Origin of the sequence: Martinezella lusitana (assembly GCF_900094565.1) — a bacterium.
Classification (GTDB): domain Bacteria; phylum Pseudomonadota; class Alphaproteobacteria; order Rhizobiales; family Rhizobiaceae; genus Rhizobium; species Rhizobium lusitanum.
Window position 1 is genome coordinate 13,066 of sequence record NZ_FMAF01000023.1, and the last position, 15,454, is coordinate 28,519.

Consider the following 15,454-nt stretch of genomic DNA (forward strand, 5'->3'; position numbering starts at 1 on the left):
ACGTGGCCGGTTTTCTCATCAAGCGATTGCTGCAGGCGATTTTCGTTGTAATCGCCATCACTCTTCTCGTCTCCTTCGCTATCCGCCTCACCGGTGACCCTGCCGTGATGATGTTTCAGGGCGGTGGCAGCATGACCGAGGACGACCTGGCCCGTATCCGCACAGCCCTTGGCACGGATCAACCTTTCCTTGTGCAGTATTTCACTTTTCTGAAGGGGCTGCTGACGCTCAATTTCGGCCGCAGCTTCACCGGCGGCACGCCGGTTTCCCAGCTGATTGCCAATGCCTTGCCCGCGACGCTGCTGCTTGCTTTCATCTCCATGGTCGTGTCGATCGCGCTCTCCATCCCGCTCGGCATCAAGGCGGCGACGGCACGCGGCAAGACGGCGGATCAGATCATCCGCGTTCTCTCGCTGCTCGGCCTCTCCTTCCCGAACTTCTGGCTGGCGCTGATGATGGTGCTGTTGTTTTCCATCACGCTAGGCTGGCTGCCGCCAAGCGGCATGGTCGGGATTTCGAGCTACGTCATGCCGGCCGTGACGATGGGCGTTATCCTAACGGCAACGAATGTGCGCCTGGTGCGTACCGCCATGCTGGAGACGCTGCAGTCGCAATATATCATGGTCGCGCGGGCCAAGGGTCTTAGCGAAAGCAAGGTGCTGTACAAGCATGCGCTGCGCAATTGCGCGATACCACTCATCACCTATTTCGGCATCCAGTTCGGTGGGCTGCTCGGCGGCATCGTCGTCATCGAGCGCGTCTTCAACTGGCCCGGTCTCGGCACGCTGGCATTCGACGCCGTCGGTGCCCGCGACTACCCCGTCTTGCAAGGCGTGATCACCGTGCTGGCGCTGTTCATCGTCGGCGTCAATCTTCTCGTCGACATCGCCTATGGCCTCGTCGACCCACGTATCCGCACGGAGTAATGCTGATGGCCGCCACGATTTCACGCCGGTCGCGTTTCTACAGCTTCGAATTCATCGCTGGAGCCCTGATCACCGTCATCATCTGCCTTGCCGTGCTTCTCTCCGATGTGCTCTTTCCCGGCGGCGCCGAAAAAATCGATCTGATGGCAAGGCTTGCAAAACCCTTCGCCAGCCTCGCCCATCCCTTCGGCACAGACCCGCTCGGGCGCGATGTGCTGGCTCGCGTCGTCGCAGGTGGCAAGATATCGCTGACCGTCGGCCTCACCTCCGTGATCGGCGGCGTGGTTCTCGGAGTGCTGGTCGGCCTTGCCGCGGGTTACTATCGCGGCATCTGGGACATGCTGCTGATGCGCTTTGCCGATATTCAGCTCGCCATGCCCTTCATTCTGCTGGCAATCACCTTCATCGCCATCGTCGGCGGCAGTCTCACCAATACGATCATCCTCTTGATCGTCTCGCAATGGGTGCAATATGCACGCCTCGTGCGCGGTTCGGTGCTGAGCTTGCGCGAGCGGGAATTCATCCTCTCGGCACGGGCGATCGGCGTCAAAGACTGGCGCATCATCTTCCAGCATCTGCTGCCGAACCTCGTCGGCCCGGTGATCGTGCTGATGACGCTGAACATTGCCAACAACATCCTTCTGGAAAGCAGCCTCACCTTCCTTGGCATGGGTGTCGACCCGACAATTCCGAGCTGGGGCGGCATGCTGGCCGACGGACGAACCTATCTGCAGACAGCGTGGTGGGTCAGCCTCTTCCCTGGCCTTGCAATCCTTTTGACCGTGCTCGGTTTCAATCTCCTCGGCGACTGGCTGCGCGACAGCCTCGATCCGACTGGCAGAACGGCAAGGTAGGATATCATGACTATGATTTTCGAGAGACGTTTTGAGCGCACGCTGTCGCGCCTTGTTGCCGATGCCAAGCCTGGCCAGAACTTCGAGGCCTGGACCTTCGATGACAGAGAAAGCCGCCAGCAGGCAGAGCGCGAACTCAGGGAAAAGGGCGTGCAGGCCCGCATCCGCAGCGCCTACAAGCCGCTGGTCAATGCCTTCATCGAGGAAATCGACCTGCATGATGTGAATGCGATCGAGATCCGCTATCCGGTTCATCCCAACGCACCGGATAACCGCTTTCGCCTTGAAGCCTATCCGCTCGCTGCAATGGTGGGAAATCGCGAAATCACCTTTGTCGCAAGAGCCGACAGCGACTTTCATTATGACGTTCTGCTGAAAGGCAATGCCGGCCAGGAACGTCGATCGAAGGTGCTGGCGCCCAATCGCGTGCATGTCGATGCGGCCGAGGAAACCAGCGTTTCTCCGACCGGCTGGCTGATCCGAGATGGCGATGCGGCAGGCGAACGGCTCGCGACGGACTATGAGCAGCTCTTCGAGGAGGCGATCGACGCGGTCACGCACTTCGACTGGGGCGCAAGCGAACCCTATTTCGAGGAACTGAATATTCGCGTTGCCCTGCCGGCGCTGGACGAGGCCTTGCCCATCGGCGACGAAGTCATGAGCCTTCGCGAGGCGCTGCATGAGGACTTCTATTTTTCGCTGCTCGAATTCTTTCAGAAAAAATCCGGCCGCCCGCTCGGCGACCGCGGCTTGAAGCCGGGTCAGATCGTTCCGCAGATCCTGCTCTCCTCCGGCGAGATTTCCGTCCGAATAGGAACGCAGCCGCTGACGTCTCGCTATTGGGATGGAGCCGGACAGCAAATCGAGACGGCAACGGAACCTCTGGCCGTGCAGCAGATCGAGGCCGAGCTTGACGAGATTGGCGGCGAGGCATTTGAGGCCGTTACTCGCTCTGGCCGCACAATCAGAGCCCGCTATATCAAGGGCCGCAACGCGGCCGTGATGATCAGCGGCGGTCAGCATGCCAACGAGACGACCGGTGGGGCGGGAGCCCTGCGTGCGGCGCGTCGGCTTGCCAAGCTCGAAGGCGCGCATTTCACCATCTCGCCGCTGGAAAACCCGGATGGCTACGCCCTTCATCAGCGCCTGCGCCAGGACAGCCCGCGCCACATGTATCATGCCGCCCGCTACACCGCGCTCGGCGACGATCTCGAATATCGGACCGAAGAGACCGCCGGCCCCTATCTCTTTGAAAAGAAAATCCGCTTCCAGGCGGAAAGGCTGAGCGGAGCGGAGCTGCACGTCAACCTGCACGGCTACCCAGCCCATGAATGGACGCGCCCGCTTTCCGGCTACGTTCCGCGCAATTTCGCCATGTGGACGCTGCCGAAAGGCTTTTTCCTGATTGCCCGTTATCATTCCGGCTGGGCGGCTCAGGCCGAGCAGCTTCTCGACAAGGTCACCAGGCACCTCGGCGCCATACCGGGTCTGCTGGATTACAACGACCGCCAGATCGCACTCTATGAAATCCATGCAGGCGAAACAGGCTTCCGCATCATCAATGGCTTCCCCTGCCTCGCCAACATCGACGATCGCCATACGGTGCCTATGACCTTGATCACCGAATATCCGGACGAGACCATTTATGGCGACGCATTCATCGCCGGCCATACCGCACAGATGGAAACGGTGCTTTCCGCCTACAGCGCCTGGCAGGAAATCATGGCTTCGAGCTAGTCCGTACGCGTCGAACGGAGCATATCGAGAAGCGCGGTCATGGCGCTCGTCGTATAGGCGTCCGATCGGCGTACGAAGAGTGTATCCACCATCGACCGTTCCGGCGAAAGCTCGTGGATCGCAACCCGGCCATCCCCGCAGGCGGCGGCGACAACACCCTTTGGCAGCAGCGTGACACCGACGCCCGCCGACACGCAGCTGATGATCGTGTCGAGGGAGCCGAATTCCAGCGGCTTCGATGTGATTATGCCCATATCGGCCAGAAGCGCCTCCAGCCGCTGCCGATAGGAACATCCGATCTGGAAGACGATGGTCTTCAGATCGACAATGCCGGCCAGATCTTCTACTCCACGAATGGCGGGCGTTGTCACGAGAACAAGCTCCTCTTGAAAGATCACCTCGTGATCGAGATCGGGGTGGTTGACGGGACCCGCCACGAAGGCACCCTCGACCCGGCATGAAACGACATCGTCGATCAGCCGGCGGGTCGTGCCTGTTGTCACGACAAGACGTACCTGTGGATAGGTCTTGGCGAATTGGCCGAGAAGCGGCGACAATCGCAATGCCGTGGTTGTCTCCAGGCTGCCGAGGGAAAGCGTTCCGCCCGGCTCACCATCATCCTTGGCGGCGGTGCGGGCATCGGCCAGAAGCTTGGTGATGCGACCGACAAATGGCAGAATTCGTTGTCCCGCCGGCGTGGTCGACACGCCCCTTGCATGCCGCTGGAACAGGCTGACACCCAGCTCTTCTTCCAGCGCCCGGATCCGCGCCGTCACATTCGATTGAACCGTATGCAGCTCCTGCGCCGCCCGGTTCATGCTGCCGTGCCGCGATACCGCTTCGAATACCCTAAGATCGGATACGTCCATACTTATCACCAATAGAGATAGCTGCTCTCATAATAATTCAGTTTTTATGATATAACGCGTGGCGTATTCTCTCAAGCACTGATCGCTGAGAGATTTCCCATGACCGACGCTGCTACGCACGAAACCGATCGGAACCATCATGATGCCCCGATGGCATGGCGTGCCATCCTGTCGGCATTCTGCGCTTGCCTGATCGGCATCGGCCTTGCCCGTTTCGCCTATACGCCGCTTCTGCCTGCCATCGTCGATGCCCACTGGTTCGAAGCTTCGGCAGCCGCCTATCTCGGTGCCGCAAATCTTTCCGGTTATCTGGTCGGCGCTCTACTCGGACGCCCGGTTGCTGCTCGTATTTCCAGTGTCCTGACGCTCAGGATCATGATGCTTGCCGCAACGGCAGCCTTCTTTGCCTGCGCCTTTCCTGTCAGCTTTCCATGGTTCTTCGCATGGCGTTTCACAGCCGGCATTGCCGGTGGCGCCCTGATGGTACTCGCGGCGCCGACCGTCCTGCCGCTGATCGCACCGTCTCGCCGAGGGCTTGCCAGCGGGGTGATCTTCATGGGCATCGGCGCCGGTGTTGCCCTATCGGGCACATTGGTTCCGCTGCTGCAACAGGGGCTGCGCGAGACATGGCTTGGCCTCGGCGCCCTATCGCTGCTGCTCACCATCATTGCCTGGGCCGGATGGCCACGCGCCGTCTCCGATCACCCCACCGCGTCCCACCATGCCACACATGTGCCAAAACGTTGGACGCTGCGCGCGCTCTACATTGAATATGCGCTGAACGCCGCCGGCTGGGTTCCGCACATGATCTTCCTCGTGGATTTCGTTGCCCGCGGATTCGGAGAGGGCTTGCAGGTCGGCGCCGAATACTGGGTGCTGTTTGGCCTCGGCGCCACCATCGGCCCGCTCCTTGCCGGCCATCTGGCTGATCGCACGGGTTTTGCCGCAGCGCTGCGGTTCGCCTTTCTTCTCGAGGCTGTCGCAGTCGCCATTCCCGCCTTTGGCCTCGGGCAGGCTTGGCTCATCGCCTCTAGCCTGATCGTCGGCGCCTTCGTGACCGGCACGGTTCCCCTGATGCTCGGCAGGATCGCAGAACTGCTGCCGCACCATCCGGCGCAACAGAAAGTCGCCTGGAGCCTGGCAACCGTATTCTTCGCACTGTTTCAGGCAGCCGCCGCCTATGGACTTTCCTTCATCTTCGCCCGAACCGGCGGAAACTACGGCATGCTCTTCTTGATCGGGGCCGGCGCCATGGTTCTTGCCCTGGCGATCGACCTCTCCGTCGCAGTGTTTATCCGCACCCCGCGGGAGCACGCCCAGGATCATGATTCATAACAGCAGGAGAATTAGACATGGCAGAACTTTTGACTGAGATTACCGGCAGCGAAAACATGGTGGGAGATGGCAGCGCCCTTGATGCGCTCATCGGCTTTTATCGCGCCTTCAATGCCGGCGACCTGGAAGCACTTGCCGCCAACTGGGCTGATGGCGACAGGCCAAGCATGGACAATCCGATCGGAGGCATCCGGCGCGGATGGCCGTCGATCCGCGAGGGCTATGCGAAGCTGTTTGGTGGGAAGGCGAAAGTCCGGGTCGCATTCCACGATTTTACCAGCCAGGGCGGCGATGACTGGCACCTGTTCGTCGGTCGAGAGAGAGGAAGCTGCGTCACGGCCGGCAGGAGTATCGAGCTTCGCATTCGCACCACGCGCTGGTTCACCCGGATCGACGGCGTCTGGCGTCAGCTTCACCATCACGGCTCCATAGAGGAACCTGCCCTGCTTGCCGCCTATCAGGAAATCATCTTCGGCGCGCCATTGGAGCGACCGGCGTAGAGATTGTCACGAGATTTGGCCTACGTTCCAGAATCGGTTGCTCGGTGTCGAAAAGCTGTGGCCCGACGATTGCGTGCTAATGCCCGGGTTCAGGCCGCAAAAGACAACCTTCAGCCCGTTCTCGAGTATGTCGGGCTCATAATCGGCCATGTCGATCCGGCTCGAAAGATCGTCGATGCATCCGAGGAAATAAGTTTCGATCTCTTCGAGGACCTCGGCGGGCAAGGCGCCCGTTTCGGCAGATGATGGCACCTAATTTGAGATTTTTCAGCGCGATTTTGGCGCTTGGCGCCTTCCGGTTTGGCGATAACCATTTGTTATAATTGGTATTTTCGGATGAAGATTGGCCGTAGGTAGCCATCCTTCCTACGGCGGCGAATCTCACATTAAGTGCCAAAATCGAAGCCAGAATCTCAAATTAAGTGCGGCGCTGTCTCGTTGAAATTATTGCATGCGGAGTCTTGCGATTAAATGTAAAACGACACCTTGCATGATCGTCAACGATTGCGCTTCGACAGTGCCATCCCAGCGCGACAACAAACTCTCAGGCTTTGGAAAACATCTTTCCGAAGCCTTTGACATGCGAGCAGTCGTAACCGATCGTCGCCAGCGCACCGTAGATGGCCGTCGCGACGCTGTCGTGGATTGCGATACCGTAAGCGGCTTCCAGCTTATCGACGAGAGGCGCTCCAGCCAGGTTGGTGCAGAAGACAGCGACCGAGTCCGGCTGCGAAGGAACCAGTTCGGCAACCATCCCAGCGATCGTTTCGGGACCAACCTGGCTAAAGCTGAAATTGTCCCGGATGCCCTGATGCCTTTCGCAGATGACCTCGATCCCCTCATTCGCGAATGATTCTATGATGGCAGCCTGCACATCGGACGTATAGGGCGAGGCGAGACCGATCCGGCTCTCCTTCCTCTGGTGCATGACATCGAACAGTGCAAGGACCGACGTCGACGCCTTTATGCCGGTCACCTCGGTAATACGCTCGCAAAGCCGACGATCGCTGTCCAGACCCAGCCATCCGGCACTGGTGCCATTCCAGACGATGACATCGACCTTCGCGTCGGCAAGCAGCTCTGCCGCCGTCATCATCGGGCGGTCGTCGAACTGGTTCAGCAGTGCGGCGTCAAGGCCGATTGCGGTAACTCGGAACCTCGAAAAATGCGCAGTCACGTCGGGCAGGTCCTTGAGCATCTGCGTGGTGACCGGTTCGAGGACCGTGTTGGATGAAGGGGTGAGCATTCCGATGCGAAGCGGGTTCACTGACGTGTCCTGAAGATGAGATGGGTCAAGCATGAATGGGTGGCCGGCCGAGCTTCGGCAAAACAGCCTCGAAGGCTGCGGCTGCGGACAGCACCTTGGCGTCACCGAGATGCTGGCCGACGATCTGCAGCCCGATGGGCAAGCCACCGACCAGGCCGCACGGCACGCTGGCCGCCGGCTGTCCCGTAAGATTGAAGGGTGATGTGAACGGGCACCATTCGTAAGGCGCTATGGTTTTGCCATCAATTATCGAGGGACCATCCTGGTCCTTGGCGAAGGCGGTGACTGAAAGGGTTGGCGTCAAGATGAAATCATAATGGCTCATGACCTTGGCAATTTCGTCGGCAAAGGCCTTGCGCGCGGTAATCGCGTCCGTCGCGTCCTCGAACGGGCGTGATTCAGCCAGAAGAGCGGTCACCGCCTGCGAGACCGCTACCGGCTTGTCTTTTAGCAGCTTGCGCAAGCCGGTGAGGTCGGTCTCCAACGCCACCATTGCCTTGAATGTCGCATGCACGTCGATTTCGGGCGGAGCGCCAACGGTCAGTTGGAGACCACAGGCTTCAGCCAAAAGAGCGACGGCCTTTTCTGTCGCGTCCTTGAGGCCCTGCTCGATTGTCTGATCATGCCATGTTCGCCAGTAGAGAACCGTGGTGCCAGGGGGCAGCGGAGCAATATCGGTCCATGAAAGGTCTGCGCAGGGGATCGACCAGCGATCGCGCGGATCGGGACCAGCGATGACAGATAGCATGAGGGCGGCGTCAGCGACATCGCGCGCGATCGGTCCGATATGCTCGATCGACTCCCAGCCGGAGACCCCCGGAAGTGATATGTCGCGGCATCCCGGCCACAGCGGAACGCGCCCCATTGCGGCCTTGACACCGACAAGCCCCGAGAGGGCGGCCGGTAGTCGGACAGAACCGCCACCATCGCTTCCGATTGCGATGGGGCACACGCCGGCCGCGACAGCGGCGGCCGAACCTGCGCTGGAGCCGCCAGGAGAGCGATCCGTGTTCCATGGGTTTCCGGTTGCCGGAAACAGGAGATTATTGCCGTGTGCCCCGAAGCCGAATTCGGAAACATTCGTCTTGCCGAGGATGATGGCATCGGCCGCCTTCAGTCGCTCGACGACGATGTCGTCTTCATCGGGAATATAGTCTGCATAGAGGTTGGAGCCGAACGTCGTCCTGAGACCCTTCGTCAGAACGAGGTCCTTGATGGCGACGGGTACACCCGCCAGCGGGCCGACCGGCTCGCCACGCGCGATCCGCTGGTCCAACGCACCGGCGGTTTTATAGGCTTCCTCGCGGGCCAACGTTGCAAAGGCGTGGATAACAGGCTCGACCTTGTCGAGCGCCGCAAACGCAGCATCAAGGACGGCGCGTGCCGATAGCGCTCCGGATGCGACCTGTTCAGCGATATGACGCGCTGTCATGGTTGGGTATTCATCGATAAGCATGGAACCCTCCTTGTGGGGAAATATTCATGGTGATGGCGCTTTTTCGGCCGGCTCAGCCAGCAGCAACCGCTCAAGCGCAGGGGAGAGGCCGAGCGAGGCTTTTGGATCGGGGCGTCTGAACGTGCCAGCGGATGCCTTTTTCGGATTGAGCGCGGCCAGCAATTCTGCTTGTTTCACGGCCGCGACGATGGATTCGACGACGGGGACGGAAACCCGTTCGCGTACACGCGATGCGAGGCCTGCCAGAGGGGCGCCAGCGAGAATGATGACATCGGCACCATCTTCGTCGATAGCTTTTCTGGACAAGTCGATCAGAAGCTCTTCCTTCTCGTCCTGTACATTCGCCAGCGATGCAAACGGCTCGTCGAGCAACCTGATGCTTGCCAATCTTTCCACAAGCCCGTGCATTGCAGCACATTCGCGGAACCAAGGACCCAGTGCCCGCGAAAAAGAAACAATCGAGAAGCGTTGACCAAGCATGCAGGCGCTGAGCATTGCAGCTTCGGCAAGTCCAATGACCGGGACGGACATCAGCTCCCGGGCGCCTCCGAGGCCCGGATCGCCGAAGGCAGCGATGATCGCAATATCAAAACTGCCTTCTCGCTCAGCAAGGACATCGAGCACAATGCCGGACGCGATCGCGGCTTCAGCCCGCGTGGCAATATAGGACACGCCCCGCGGAGCCGTAACTGGGACGAGTGTCGATCCCGGCGAAAGGAAGGGCCTTGCCACACGAACGAGCAGGTCGGTGACTTCTGTCGAGGTGTTGGGATTGAACAGCAGTATGCGGGTCATCAGGGATTTCCTCCGGTCGCGCGGTGACACGCGACGAGGCTGCCAACTCCATGAGATGTGAGAGGTGGCATTGCCGTGGTGCATATGGGTAGCTCTACAGGGCACCTTCCGGCGAAGCGGCAGGCGTTCTGATCGGGATCGATGGGACTCGATGCAGAGCCTTCGAGCTTGGTTCGATCGTCACTTCTACGCTCCGGATCCGGGATCGCGTCAATGAGCGCGCGTGTGTAGGGGTGACGGGGTTCATGGAAGACCGACTTCGACGGGCCAAACTCGACAATGCGGCCGAGATACATCACCGCTATCTTGTCGCAGAGCAGGCGCACGACATTGAGGTCATGCGAGACAAACAGATAGCTCATGCCGCGTTGCTTCTGCAGCTTGGCGAGAAGGTGCAGGATCAAAGACTGCACCGAGACATCAAGGGCCGAGGTCGGCTCATCCAGCACAAGCAGCTTGGGCTTGACTGCTATGGCGCGCGCAATACCGACGCGTGCTTTCTGACCACCGGACAGTTGATGCGGATAGCGACTGCCGTACTCCCGTGGAAGGCCGACATCGTCCAGTGCCGCAAGCACCATGGCGGAAATGTCTTCCTTTGAACCGCCCACAAGCCGCCTCAAAGGATCAGCTATGGCCTGGAATACGGTGAAGCCGGGATTGAGGCTCTCGGTCGGATCCTGGAAGACGACCTGAATATCGCGTCTGAGCGAGGAGGCGCCAAAGTTCCTGGCGGGGATCTTGCCGATTTCGACGCCTGAGAGCTCTATCTCGCCGACGGTCGGATCGACCAGGCGCGCCAGGACGCGCGCCAGGGTCGACTTTCCGCATCCGGATTCGCCAACCAGGCCGAGGCACTCACCTTCGCCGATCGTCAGATCGACCTCGTCGACCGCGTGCAACATCTTGCGCCTTAGTGTCCCGACGGGAAAGCGCTTCGAAAGGCCACGAACCTTCATCAAGGGAGTATGGGAAACTGTCATAGCGGGTGCCTGCAGCGGACTGAGTGATCATTGCCCAGGGGCGCGAGCGCGACATGCCCGGTTTCGCAATCGGGCTGGCGCCTGTCGCAGCGATGGAGAAACCGGCAGGAAGGGAGGTCGCGCGTGAGGTCGGGGAGACTGCCGGGTATCGAAGACAGGTCCTCAAGCTCGGTATGAGCAGTCGGCGTGGCGGCGAAAAGCCCTTTTGTGTAGGGGTGCGCGAAATGTGCCCGAAGCTCATTGGCGGGTGCCATCTCAACCATATGGCCAGCATGCATAACGACGATGCGGTCACAATATTCTCCGGCGAGAGCCAGATCGTGGGTGATCAGGATGGAGGACATCCTTGTCTCTCGGACAAGATCGCGCATGAGATCCATGACGACGGCCTGGGTCGTGACATCGAGGCCTGTGGTCGGCTCATCTGCGATCAGAAGGGATGGCGAGCAGGACAGCGCCATTGCGATCATCACCCGCTGGCACATCCCGCCCGAGAGCTCGAAGGGATAGGCATTGTAACGTCTTTCCGGGTCGGGAATGCGCACCTTTTCCAGTGCCGCGATGGCAGCCGCCCGGGCATTCGAGCGGGTCACGGCGCCGTGCCGCCTCAACACGTCCTCGATCTGCCTGCCGGCCTTCATGATCGGATTGAGGGCCGTGCGCGGGCTCTGGAAGATCATCGACAGTTCGCGCCCGCGGATGGAGGCAAGCGGCGAGTTCGGTCCGGCAAGGTCGATACCACCGAATTCGATGGCATCGGCCTTGATTTCGGCGTTCTCGTCGAGAAGTCCCATCAGTGCGTAGGAAAGGACGGATTTCCCGGAACCGCTTTCACCCACGATGCCGAGCACTTCACCCTTGCCGAGAGAGAAGCTGACGTCGTCGAGCACCTTGACCGTGCCGGATCGCGTTTTGAAGCTGACACTGAGGTTTTTGACTGAGAGCAAAGGGACGGTCATGTGCGTCTCCTTGGATCGATGATATCCCGGAGGCCATCACCGATGAGGTTGAAGCAGAAAACGGTGATGACGAGGGCCGCGCCCGGAAAGACAAAGGTCCACCACTCGCCCGAGAAAATGTAGGACGCGCCTTCAGACACCATGATCCCCCATTCTGGCGTCGGCGGGCGCACGCCGAGGCCGATGAAGGAAAGGCCTGCCGCATTCAGGATCGCCCAGCCGAGATTGAGAGAACCCTGGACCATCATTGTCGGCAGAATGTTGGGCACGATGTGAAAGGTCAGCAGCCGTAACGAGCGGTTGCCACCCATTCGGGCTGCCTCGACGAATGTCATGTCGCGCCGGACATTGACCTCGCTGCGCGCAAAGCGCGAGTAAAAGGGCAGGTTGATGATCGCCGTTGCCAGCACGATGTTCTCGACGCTGTTGCCGAGCGCAGCAACGATACCCATCGCCAGGACAAACAGCGGGAATGCCATGATCGTGTCCATGACGCGCCCGATGATTGCGTCGATCCAGCCGCCGAAATAGCCGGCGATTGCCCCTGTTCCCGTTCCGATGATGAAGGAAAGCGCAACGGCACCGATTGCCATCCCGATATCCAGTCGCGTGGCGATGGCGACGCGGCTGAGGATGTCACGGCCGAGCGCGTCCGTGCCGAACAGGTGCGTCAGGGTCGGCGACTTCAACGCCGCAGATGTGTCGACGGCCAGTGGATCATATGGAATGAGCCATGGAGCGAAGATCGAGATAACGACAAAGAGCAACAGGATGATCGCCGCGGCCAGCGTCAGCTTGTTTTCCGCGGCCATATGGCGGGCATCACGCCAGAAGGTGCTGGCATGGGCGTTCGAAGAGACTGCGTCAACCATCGTAGCGAACCCTCGGATCGATAGCGGCGGCCGCGAGGTCGACCACCAGATTAAGCAGGATGTAAAGGATGGCCATCATCAGCACGAAGCCTTGGACCGCGGCGTAATCCGACGTGATGACTGCATTGACTGCATAGGCGCCGATGCCCGGCCAGGCGAAGACCTGCTCGACGAGCACGTTGGCGCCGAGCAGAAAGGAAAAGACCATACCAAGGATGTTGATGACGGGAAGCATGGCGTTGCGCAGGCCGTGTCCATAAATCACCTTTGTGCGTGAGAGGCCCATCGCACGTGCGGTACGGCAGAAATCACTCGAGAGCGAGGCCAGCATCGATGCGCGGGCGATGCGCGCAATCGGTGCCAGCGCAAACAGGCCAAGCGAAATCGAAGGCAGCACCAGTTGTGAAAGGGATGCGCAGAAGGCAGAAACGTCGCCGGCAAGCAGTGTATCGATGAGATAGAGCCCGGTGATGGTCGGCGGCACTGAAAAATAGGTGTCGTTCAGCCGTCCGAGCGGCTCAGGTGCGATGCCAAGTCTGAAATAGAAGACATAGACAAGGCCGAGCGCAACGAAAAACGTCGGGAAGGCAGCGCCGACGGAGACAATGATGCGACAGAGGTGGTCGATCATCTTTCCGGGCCTTGTTGCAGCGGCGATGCCAAGCGGCAAGCCGATGAGCATTGCGAAGATGAGTGCACAGAGCGTCAGTTCGATCGAGGCGGGAAGCCGCGTTACGAGGTCCTGGAAAACAGGCTGGCCGCTGGATAGCGACATTCCAAGGTCACCATGCAGCACGCGGCTGACATAGTCACCGAACTGAAACCAGAGCGGTCTGTCCAGTCCGAGCGCCGTGCGGATCTGCGCTATGCTTTCCGGCGTTGCCGAAGAACCCGCATAGTAGGCCGCTGGATCGCCCGGCAATGCGCGCGCCAGCACGAAGGTCACGATCACGACACCGATGACGCTTGGAATTGCCGTGGCAATTCGCTTTGCAAAACTGAGGACTATCTTCAAGGGCTCAATCTCCGCGCCAGTTCGGGCGCATGGTCGATCCGGGAATTCGGTCGGGAGCCGAACCGGAATCCGGCTCCCTCGTTGCGTTCTATTCTTTCGAGATCGACTTCAGGTCGAGGTGCGTGTGGAACCAATAGACATAGCCCTTCACGTTCTTCTGCATCGCGATGTCAGAGTAGAGGTGGGCAACCGGAACGCGCGGCACATCATCCATTGCGATGCCGTTCATCTTGGTGATGATCGCATCATAGGCTTTCGGATCGCTCTCGAAGCGAGCCTGGTCGATCAACTTGTCCAACTCCGGGTTCGAATAGTTGGCGGTGTTGAAGACGCTGTTGTTCTTGCCGTCATAGGTCCAGAAGTAGAAGTACTCCGGATAGTCGAGCCAGCCGTAGAAGTAGTTTATGTCCATGGGCATGCTCTTTGAGCCCATCTTGGCGAACCATTCGGAGCCCGGTACTTTGTGGATCTCGATGCTGATGCCGATCTTTTTGAGCTGTTCCTGAATGAGCAGTGCCATCGGCTCCTGAACAGTCGTCTGGCTCATGTCGATGTAAAGATCCGTTTTGAAGCCGTCGGCATAGCCGGCCTCCTTCAGAAGTGCCTTGGCCTTATCGAGATCGGTGTTGTATTTCGACGCCACCGGCCACTTCGGCGCGTATGGGGCTGACGGATCGGCGCCGAAGAGCGGTTCGCCGCGCTGATAGAGCGCCTGCTTCATGATGCTGTCGTAGGGGAGGGCGTAGGCAATCGCCTGGCGTACGCGCTTGTCGTCGAATGGCTTCATCGTCACGTTAAGGTCAACGTTGAACTGTTCGTTCTGCATCAGCGTGCCGACGACGTTGACCTTTCCTGCGGCTGCAAGCTCGGCATAATCTTTCGGAGGCAGTCCGACCGATACGTCCACATCGCCCTTCTCAAGCAGGGCGCGGCGAGTGCCCGGCGATGCGATCTCGCGCAGGACGACACGCTTCAGCGCCGGCGTCGGGCCAGACTTCCAGTTGTCGAAGCGGTCGAAAACGATCCGGTCGCCGCTTTTCCAACTTCCTACCTTGAATGGGCCGCCGCCGGCATCGTTCAACGAAGTCCACTTCAACGCCCAGGGATCGTCGGTTGTCGCATGCTGCAGGGCAAGTTTCTTGTTGACGACGTAGGGAACGGGGACAGCCAGATCCGGCAGGGTCAGCTTGTCGGCGACGGGGAGGGTAATCTTGAAGGTATGGGTATCAACGACGGAGAACTGCTTCGGATCGGTCAGCGAGCCGGCCGCCATCTGAACCGTCGGAAAGCCGCCGACCGAAACGGCACGGTCAAAGGACCATTTCACATCATCGGCGGTAACGGGTGAGCCGTCGTGAAAGGTTGCATCTTCGCGGAGATGGAAGATCAGGGTCTTGCCGCCGTCCTGGATTTCCCAGCTTTTGGCAAGCTCCGGCTGGATCTTGGTGGCATCATACATCACCTTGCCATCGGGCAGGGTTTTCGTACCGTGGGTGATCAGGCGATCGTAAAGCTGCCAGGATGCCATCTGCGCGAATTCGTTTGCAGCGGGAGCCATGGCGTCGAGGGAGTTCGGGCCGTGTTCGGCGACCTCGATCAGGACGTCCTTCGGGGTTTCGGCATGGGCAATGCCATGGAGCAGACCGAGCGACAGGGTCGCTGCAATCCAGAGTGACGTATGGGAGCGGTAGGCTTGCATGCGAGCGATCGCGAATTTGCTTATGGCCATGGAGGCGACACCTTCTGCTAATGTGGCGGACATGACAGGCTTTGCAAGCAATATGCCAATTTCTAATTCGTTGATTATATTATGTATCTTTACAAAGTGCATTATTTATGTAATTGTATCCATGCTTTCAATATGGCCAGAATGCTTGATTTTTGAG

At 59.6% G+C, this 15,454-nt stretch carries 14 protein-coding genes; 5 read left to right on the plus strand and 9 right to left on the minus strand.

The annotated features are described in order from the left end of the window. The first annotated feature begins 2 nt into the window (after positions 1-2). From GA0061101_RS29015 to GA0061101_RS29025, 3 genes are read left to right on the plus strand one after another with little or no spacing between them, the layout of a single operon-like run. Positions 3-926 carry an ABC transporter permease gene (locus GA0061101_RS29015; protein ID WP_092576360.1) on the plus strand — a complete coding sequence of 308 codons (924 nt, stop codon included), beginning with the start codon at positions 3-5 and terminating at the stop codon, positions 924-926. Between the two features lie 5 nt (positions 927-931). Further along, positions 932-1,780, plus strand: coding sequence for an ABC transporter permease (locus GA0061101_RS29020; RefSeq protein ID WP_047557571.1), 849 nt, complete (start codon positions 932-934; stop codon positions 1,778-1,780). Positions 1,781-1,786: 6 nt separating this feature from the next. Continuing rightward, on the plus strand, positions 1,787-3,517 hold the full coding sequence (locus GA0061101_RS29025; RefSeq protein WP_092576363.1) for a M14 family metallopeptidase: 1,731 nt from the start codon (positions 1,787-1,789) through the stop codon (positions 3,515-3,517). On the opposite strand, the gene GA0061101_RS29030 is transcribed toward GA0061101_RS29025, so the two are convergent. Further along, on the minus strand, positions 3,514-4,386 hold the full coding sequence (locus tag GA0061101_RS29030) for a LysR family transcriptional regulator (RefSeq protein WP_047557215.1): 873 nt from the start codon (positions 4,384-4,386) through the stop codon (positions 3,514-3,516). The two genes, GA0061101_RS29025 and GA0061101_RS29030, sit on opposite strands and share 4 nt — an antisense overlap. Before the next feature lie 99 nt (positions 4,387-4,485). Between GA0061101_RS29030 and GA0061101_RS29035 the strand changes: the two genes are divergently transcribed. Next, on the plus strand, positions 4,486-5,721 hold the full coding sequence (locus GA0061101_RS29035; protein ID WP_092576365.1) for a YbfB/YjiJ family MFS transporter: 1,236 nt from the start codon (positions 4,486-4,488) through the stop codon (positions 5,719-5,721). A gap of 17 nt (positions 5,722-5,738) precedes the next feature. After that, positions 5,739-6,221 carry a YybH family protein gene (locus GA0061101_RS29040; protein ID WP_092576368.1) on the plus strand — a complete coding sequence of 161 codons (483 nt, stop codon included), beginning with the start codon at positions 5,739-5,741 and terminating at the stop codon, positions 6,219-6,221. Between the two features lie 544 nt (positions 6,222-6,765). Here GA0061101_RS29040 and GA0061101_RS29050 read toward each other — a convergent pair. The 8 genes from GA0061101_RS29050 to GA0061101_RS29085 form a co-directional block, all read right to left on the minus strand. Continuing rightward, positions 6,766-7,488, minus strand: a complete 723-nt coding sequence (locus GA0061101_RS29050; protein WP_245297599.1) for a maleate cis-trans isomerase family protein — start codon at positions 7,486-7,488, stop codon at positions 6,766-6,768. A gap of 25 nt (positions 7,489-7,513) precedes the next feature. Beyond that, the gene (locus GA0061101_RS29055; RefSeq protein ID WP_092576372.1) at positions 7,514-8,944 is read right to left on the minus strand and encodes an amidase; all 1,431 of its coding nucleotides are present in this window, start codon (positions 8,942-8,944) and stop codon (positions 7,514-7,516) included. 24 nt (positions 8,945-8,968) lie between these two features. Beyond that, positions 8,969-9,739 (minus strand): aspartate/glutamate racemase family protein, encoded by a 771-nt coding sequence (locus GA0061101_RS29060; RefSeq protein WP_092576375.1) that lies wholly within the window; start codon positions 9,737-9,739, stop codon positions 8,969-8,971. After that, the gene (locus GA0061101_RS29065; RefSeq protein ID WP_092576378.1) at positions 9,739-10,722 is read right to left on the minus strand and encodes an oligopeptide/dipeptide ABC transporter ATP-binding protein; all 984 of its coding nucleotides are present in this window, start codon (positions 10,720-10,722) and stop codon (positions 9,739-9,741) included. The genes GA0061101_RS29060 and GA0061101_RS29065 overlap by 1 nt, the downstream gene beginning before the upstream one ends. After that, complete coding sequence (locus tag GA0061101_RS29070) at positions 10,719-11,681, minus strand: ABC transporter ATP-binding protein (protein ID WP_092576381.1); 963 nt, start codon at positions 11,679-11,681, stop codon at positions 10,719-10,721. Before GA0061101_RS29070 ends, GA0061101_RS29065 begins: the two co-directional genes overlap by 4 nt. Next, a complete protein-coding gene (locus GA0061101_RS29075) occupies positions 11,678-12,553 on the minus strand; it encodes an ABC transporter permease (RefSeq protein WP_080760535.1) in 876 nt (291 codons plus the stop codon). The genes GA0061101_RS29070 and GA0061101_RS29075 overlap by 4 nt, the downstream gene beginning before the upstream one ends. Continuing rightward, a complete protein-coding gene (locus GA0061101_RS29080; protein ID WP_167669615.1) occupies positions 12,546-13,562 on the minus strand; it encodes an ABC transporter permease in 1,017 nt (338 codons plus the stop codon). The genes GA0061101_RS29075 and GA0061101_RS29080 overlap by 8 nt, the downstream gene beginning before the upstream one ends. Before the next feature lie 94 nt (positions 13,563-13,656). Next, a complete protein-coding gene (locus GA0061101_RS29085) occupies positions 13,657-15,297 on the minus strand; it encodes an ABC transporter substrate-binding protein (RefSeq protein WP_092576386.1) in 1,641 nt (546 codons plus the stop codon). Positions 15,298-15,454: the final 157 nt, after the last annotated feature.

Excerpts from the sequence above, each read along its gene's own strand:
- GA0061101_RS29035 (WP_092576365.1), top strand. The coding sequence starts at position 4,486 with ATGACCGACGCTGCTACGCACGAAACCGATCGGAACCATCATGATGCC.
- GA0061101_RS29085 (WP_092576386.1), bottom strand. The coding sequence starts at position 15,297 with ATGGCCATAAGCAAATTCGCGATCGCTCGCATGCAAGCCTACCGCTCC.
- GA0061101_RS29020 (WP_047557571.1), top strand. The coding sequence starts at position 932 with ATGGCCGCCACGATTTCACGCCGGTCGCGTTTCTACAGCTTCGAATTC.
- GA0061101_RS29055 (WP_092576372.1), bottom strand. The coding sequence starts at position 8,944 with ATGCTTATCGATGAATACCCAACCATGACAGCGCGTCATATCGCTGAA.
- GA0061101_RS29025 (WP_092576363.1), top strand. The coding sequence starts at position 1,787 with ATGACTATGATTTTCGAGAGACGTTTTGAGCGCACGCTGTCGCGCCTT.
- GA0061101_RS29065 (WP_092576378.1), bottom strand. The coding sequence starts at position 10,722 with ATGACAGTTTCCCATACTCCCTTGATGAAGGTTCGTGGCCTTTCGAAG.
- GA0061101_RS29070 (WP_092576381.1), bottom strand. The coding sequence starts at position 11,681 with ATGACCGTCCCTTTGCTCTCAGTCAAAAACCTCAGTGTCAGCTTCAAA.
- GA0061101_RS29060 (WP_092576375.1), bottom strand. The coding sequence starts at position 9,739 with ATGACCCGCATACTGCTGTTCAATCCCAACACCTCGACAGAAGTCACC.
- GA0061101_RS29075 (WP_080760535.1), bottom strand. The coding sequence starts at position 12,553 with ATGGTTGACGCAGTCTCTTCGAACGCCCATGCCAGCACCTTCTGGCGT.
- GA0061101_RS29040 (WP_092576368.1), top strand. The coding sequence starts at position 5,739 with ATGGCAGAACTTTTGACTGAGATTACCGGCAGCGAAAACATGGTGGGA.
- GA0061101_RS29030 (WP_047557215.1), bottom strand. The coding sequence starts at position 4,386 with ATGGACGTATCCGATCTTAGGGTATTCGAAGCGGTATCGCGGCACGGC.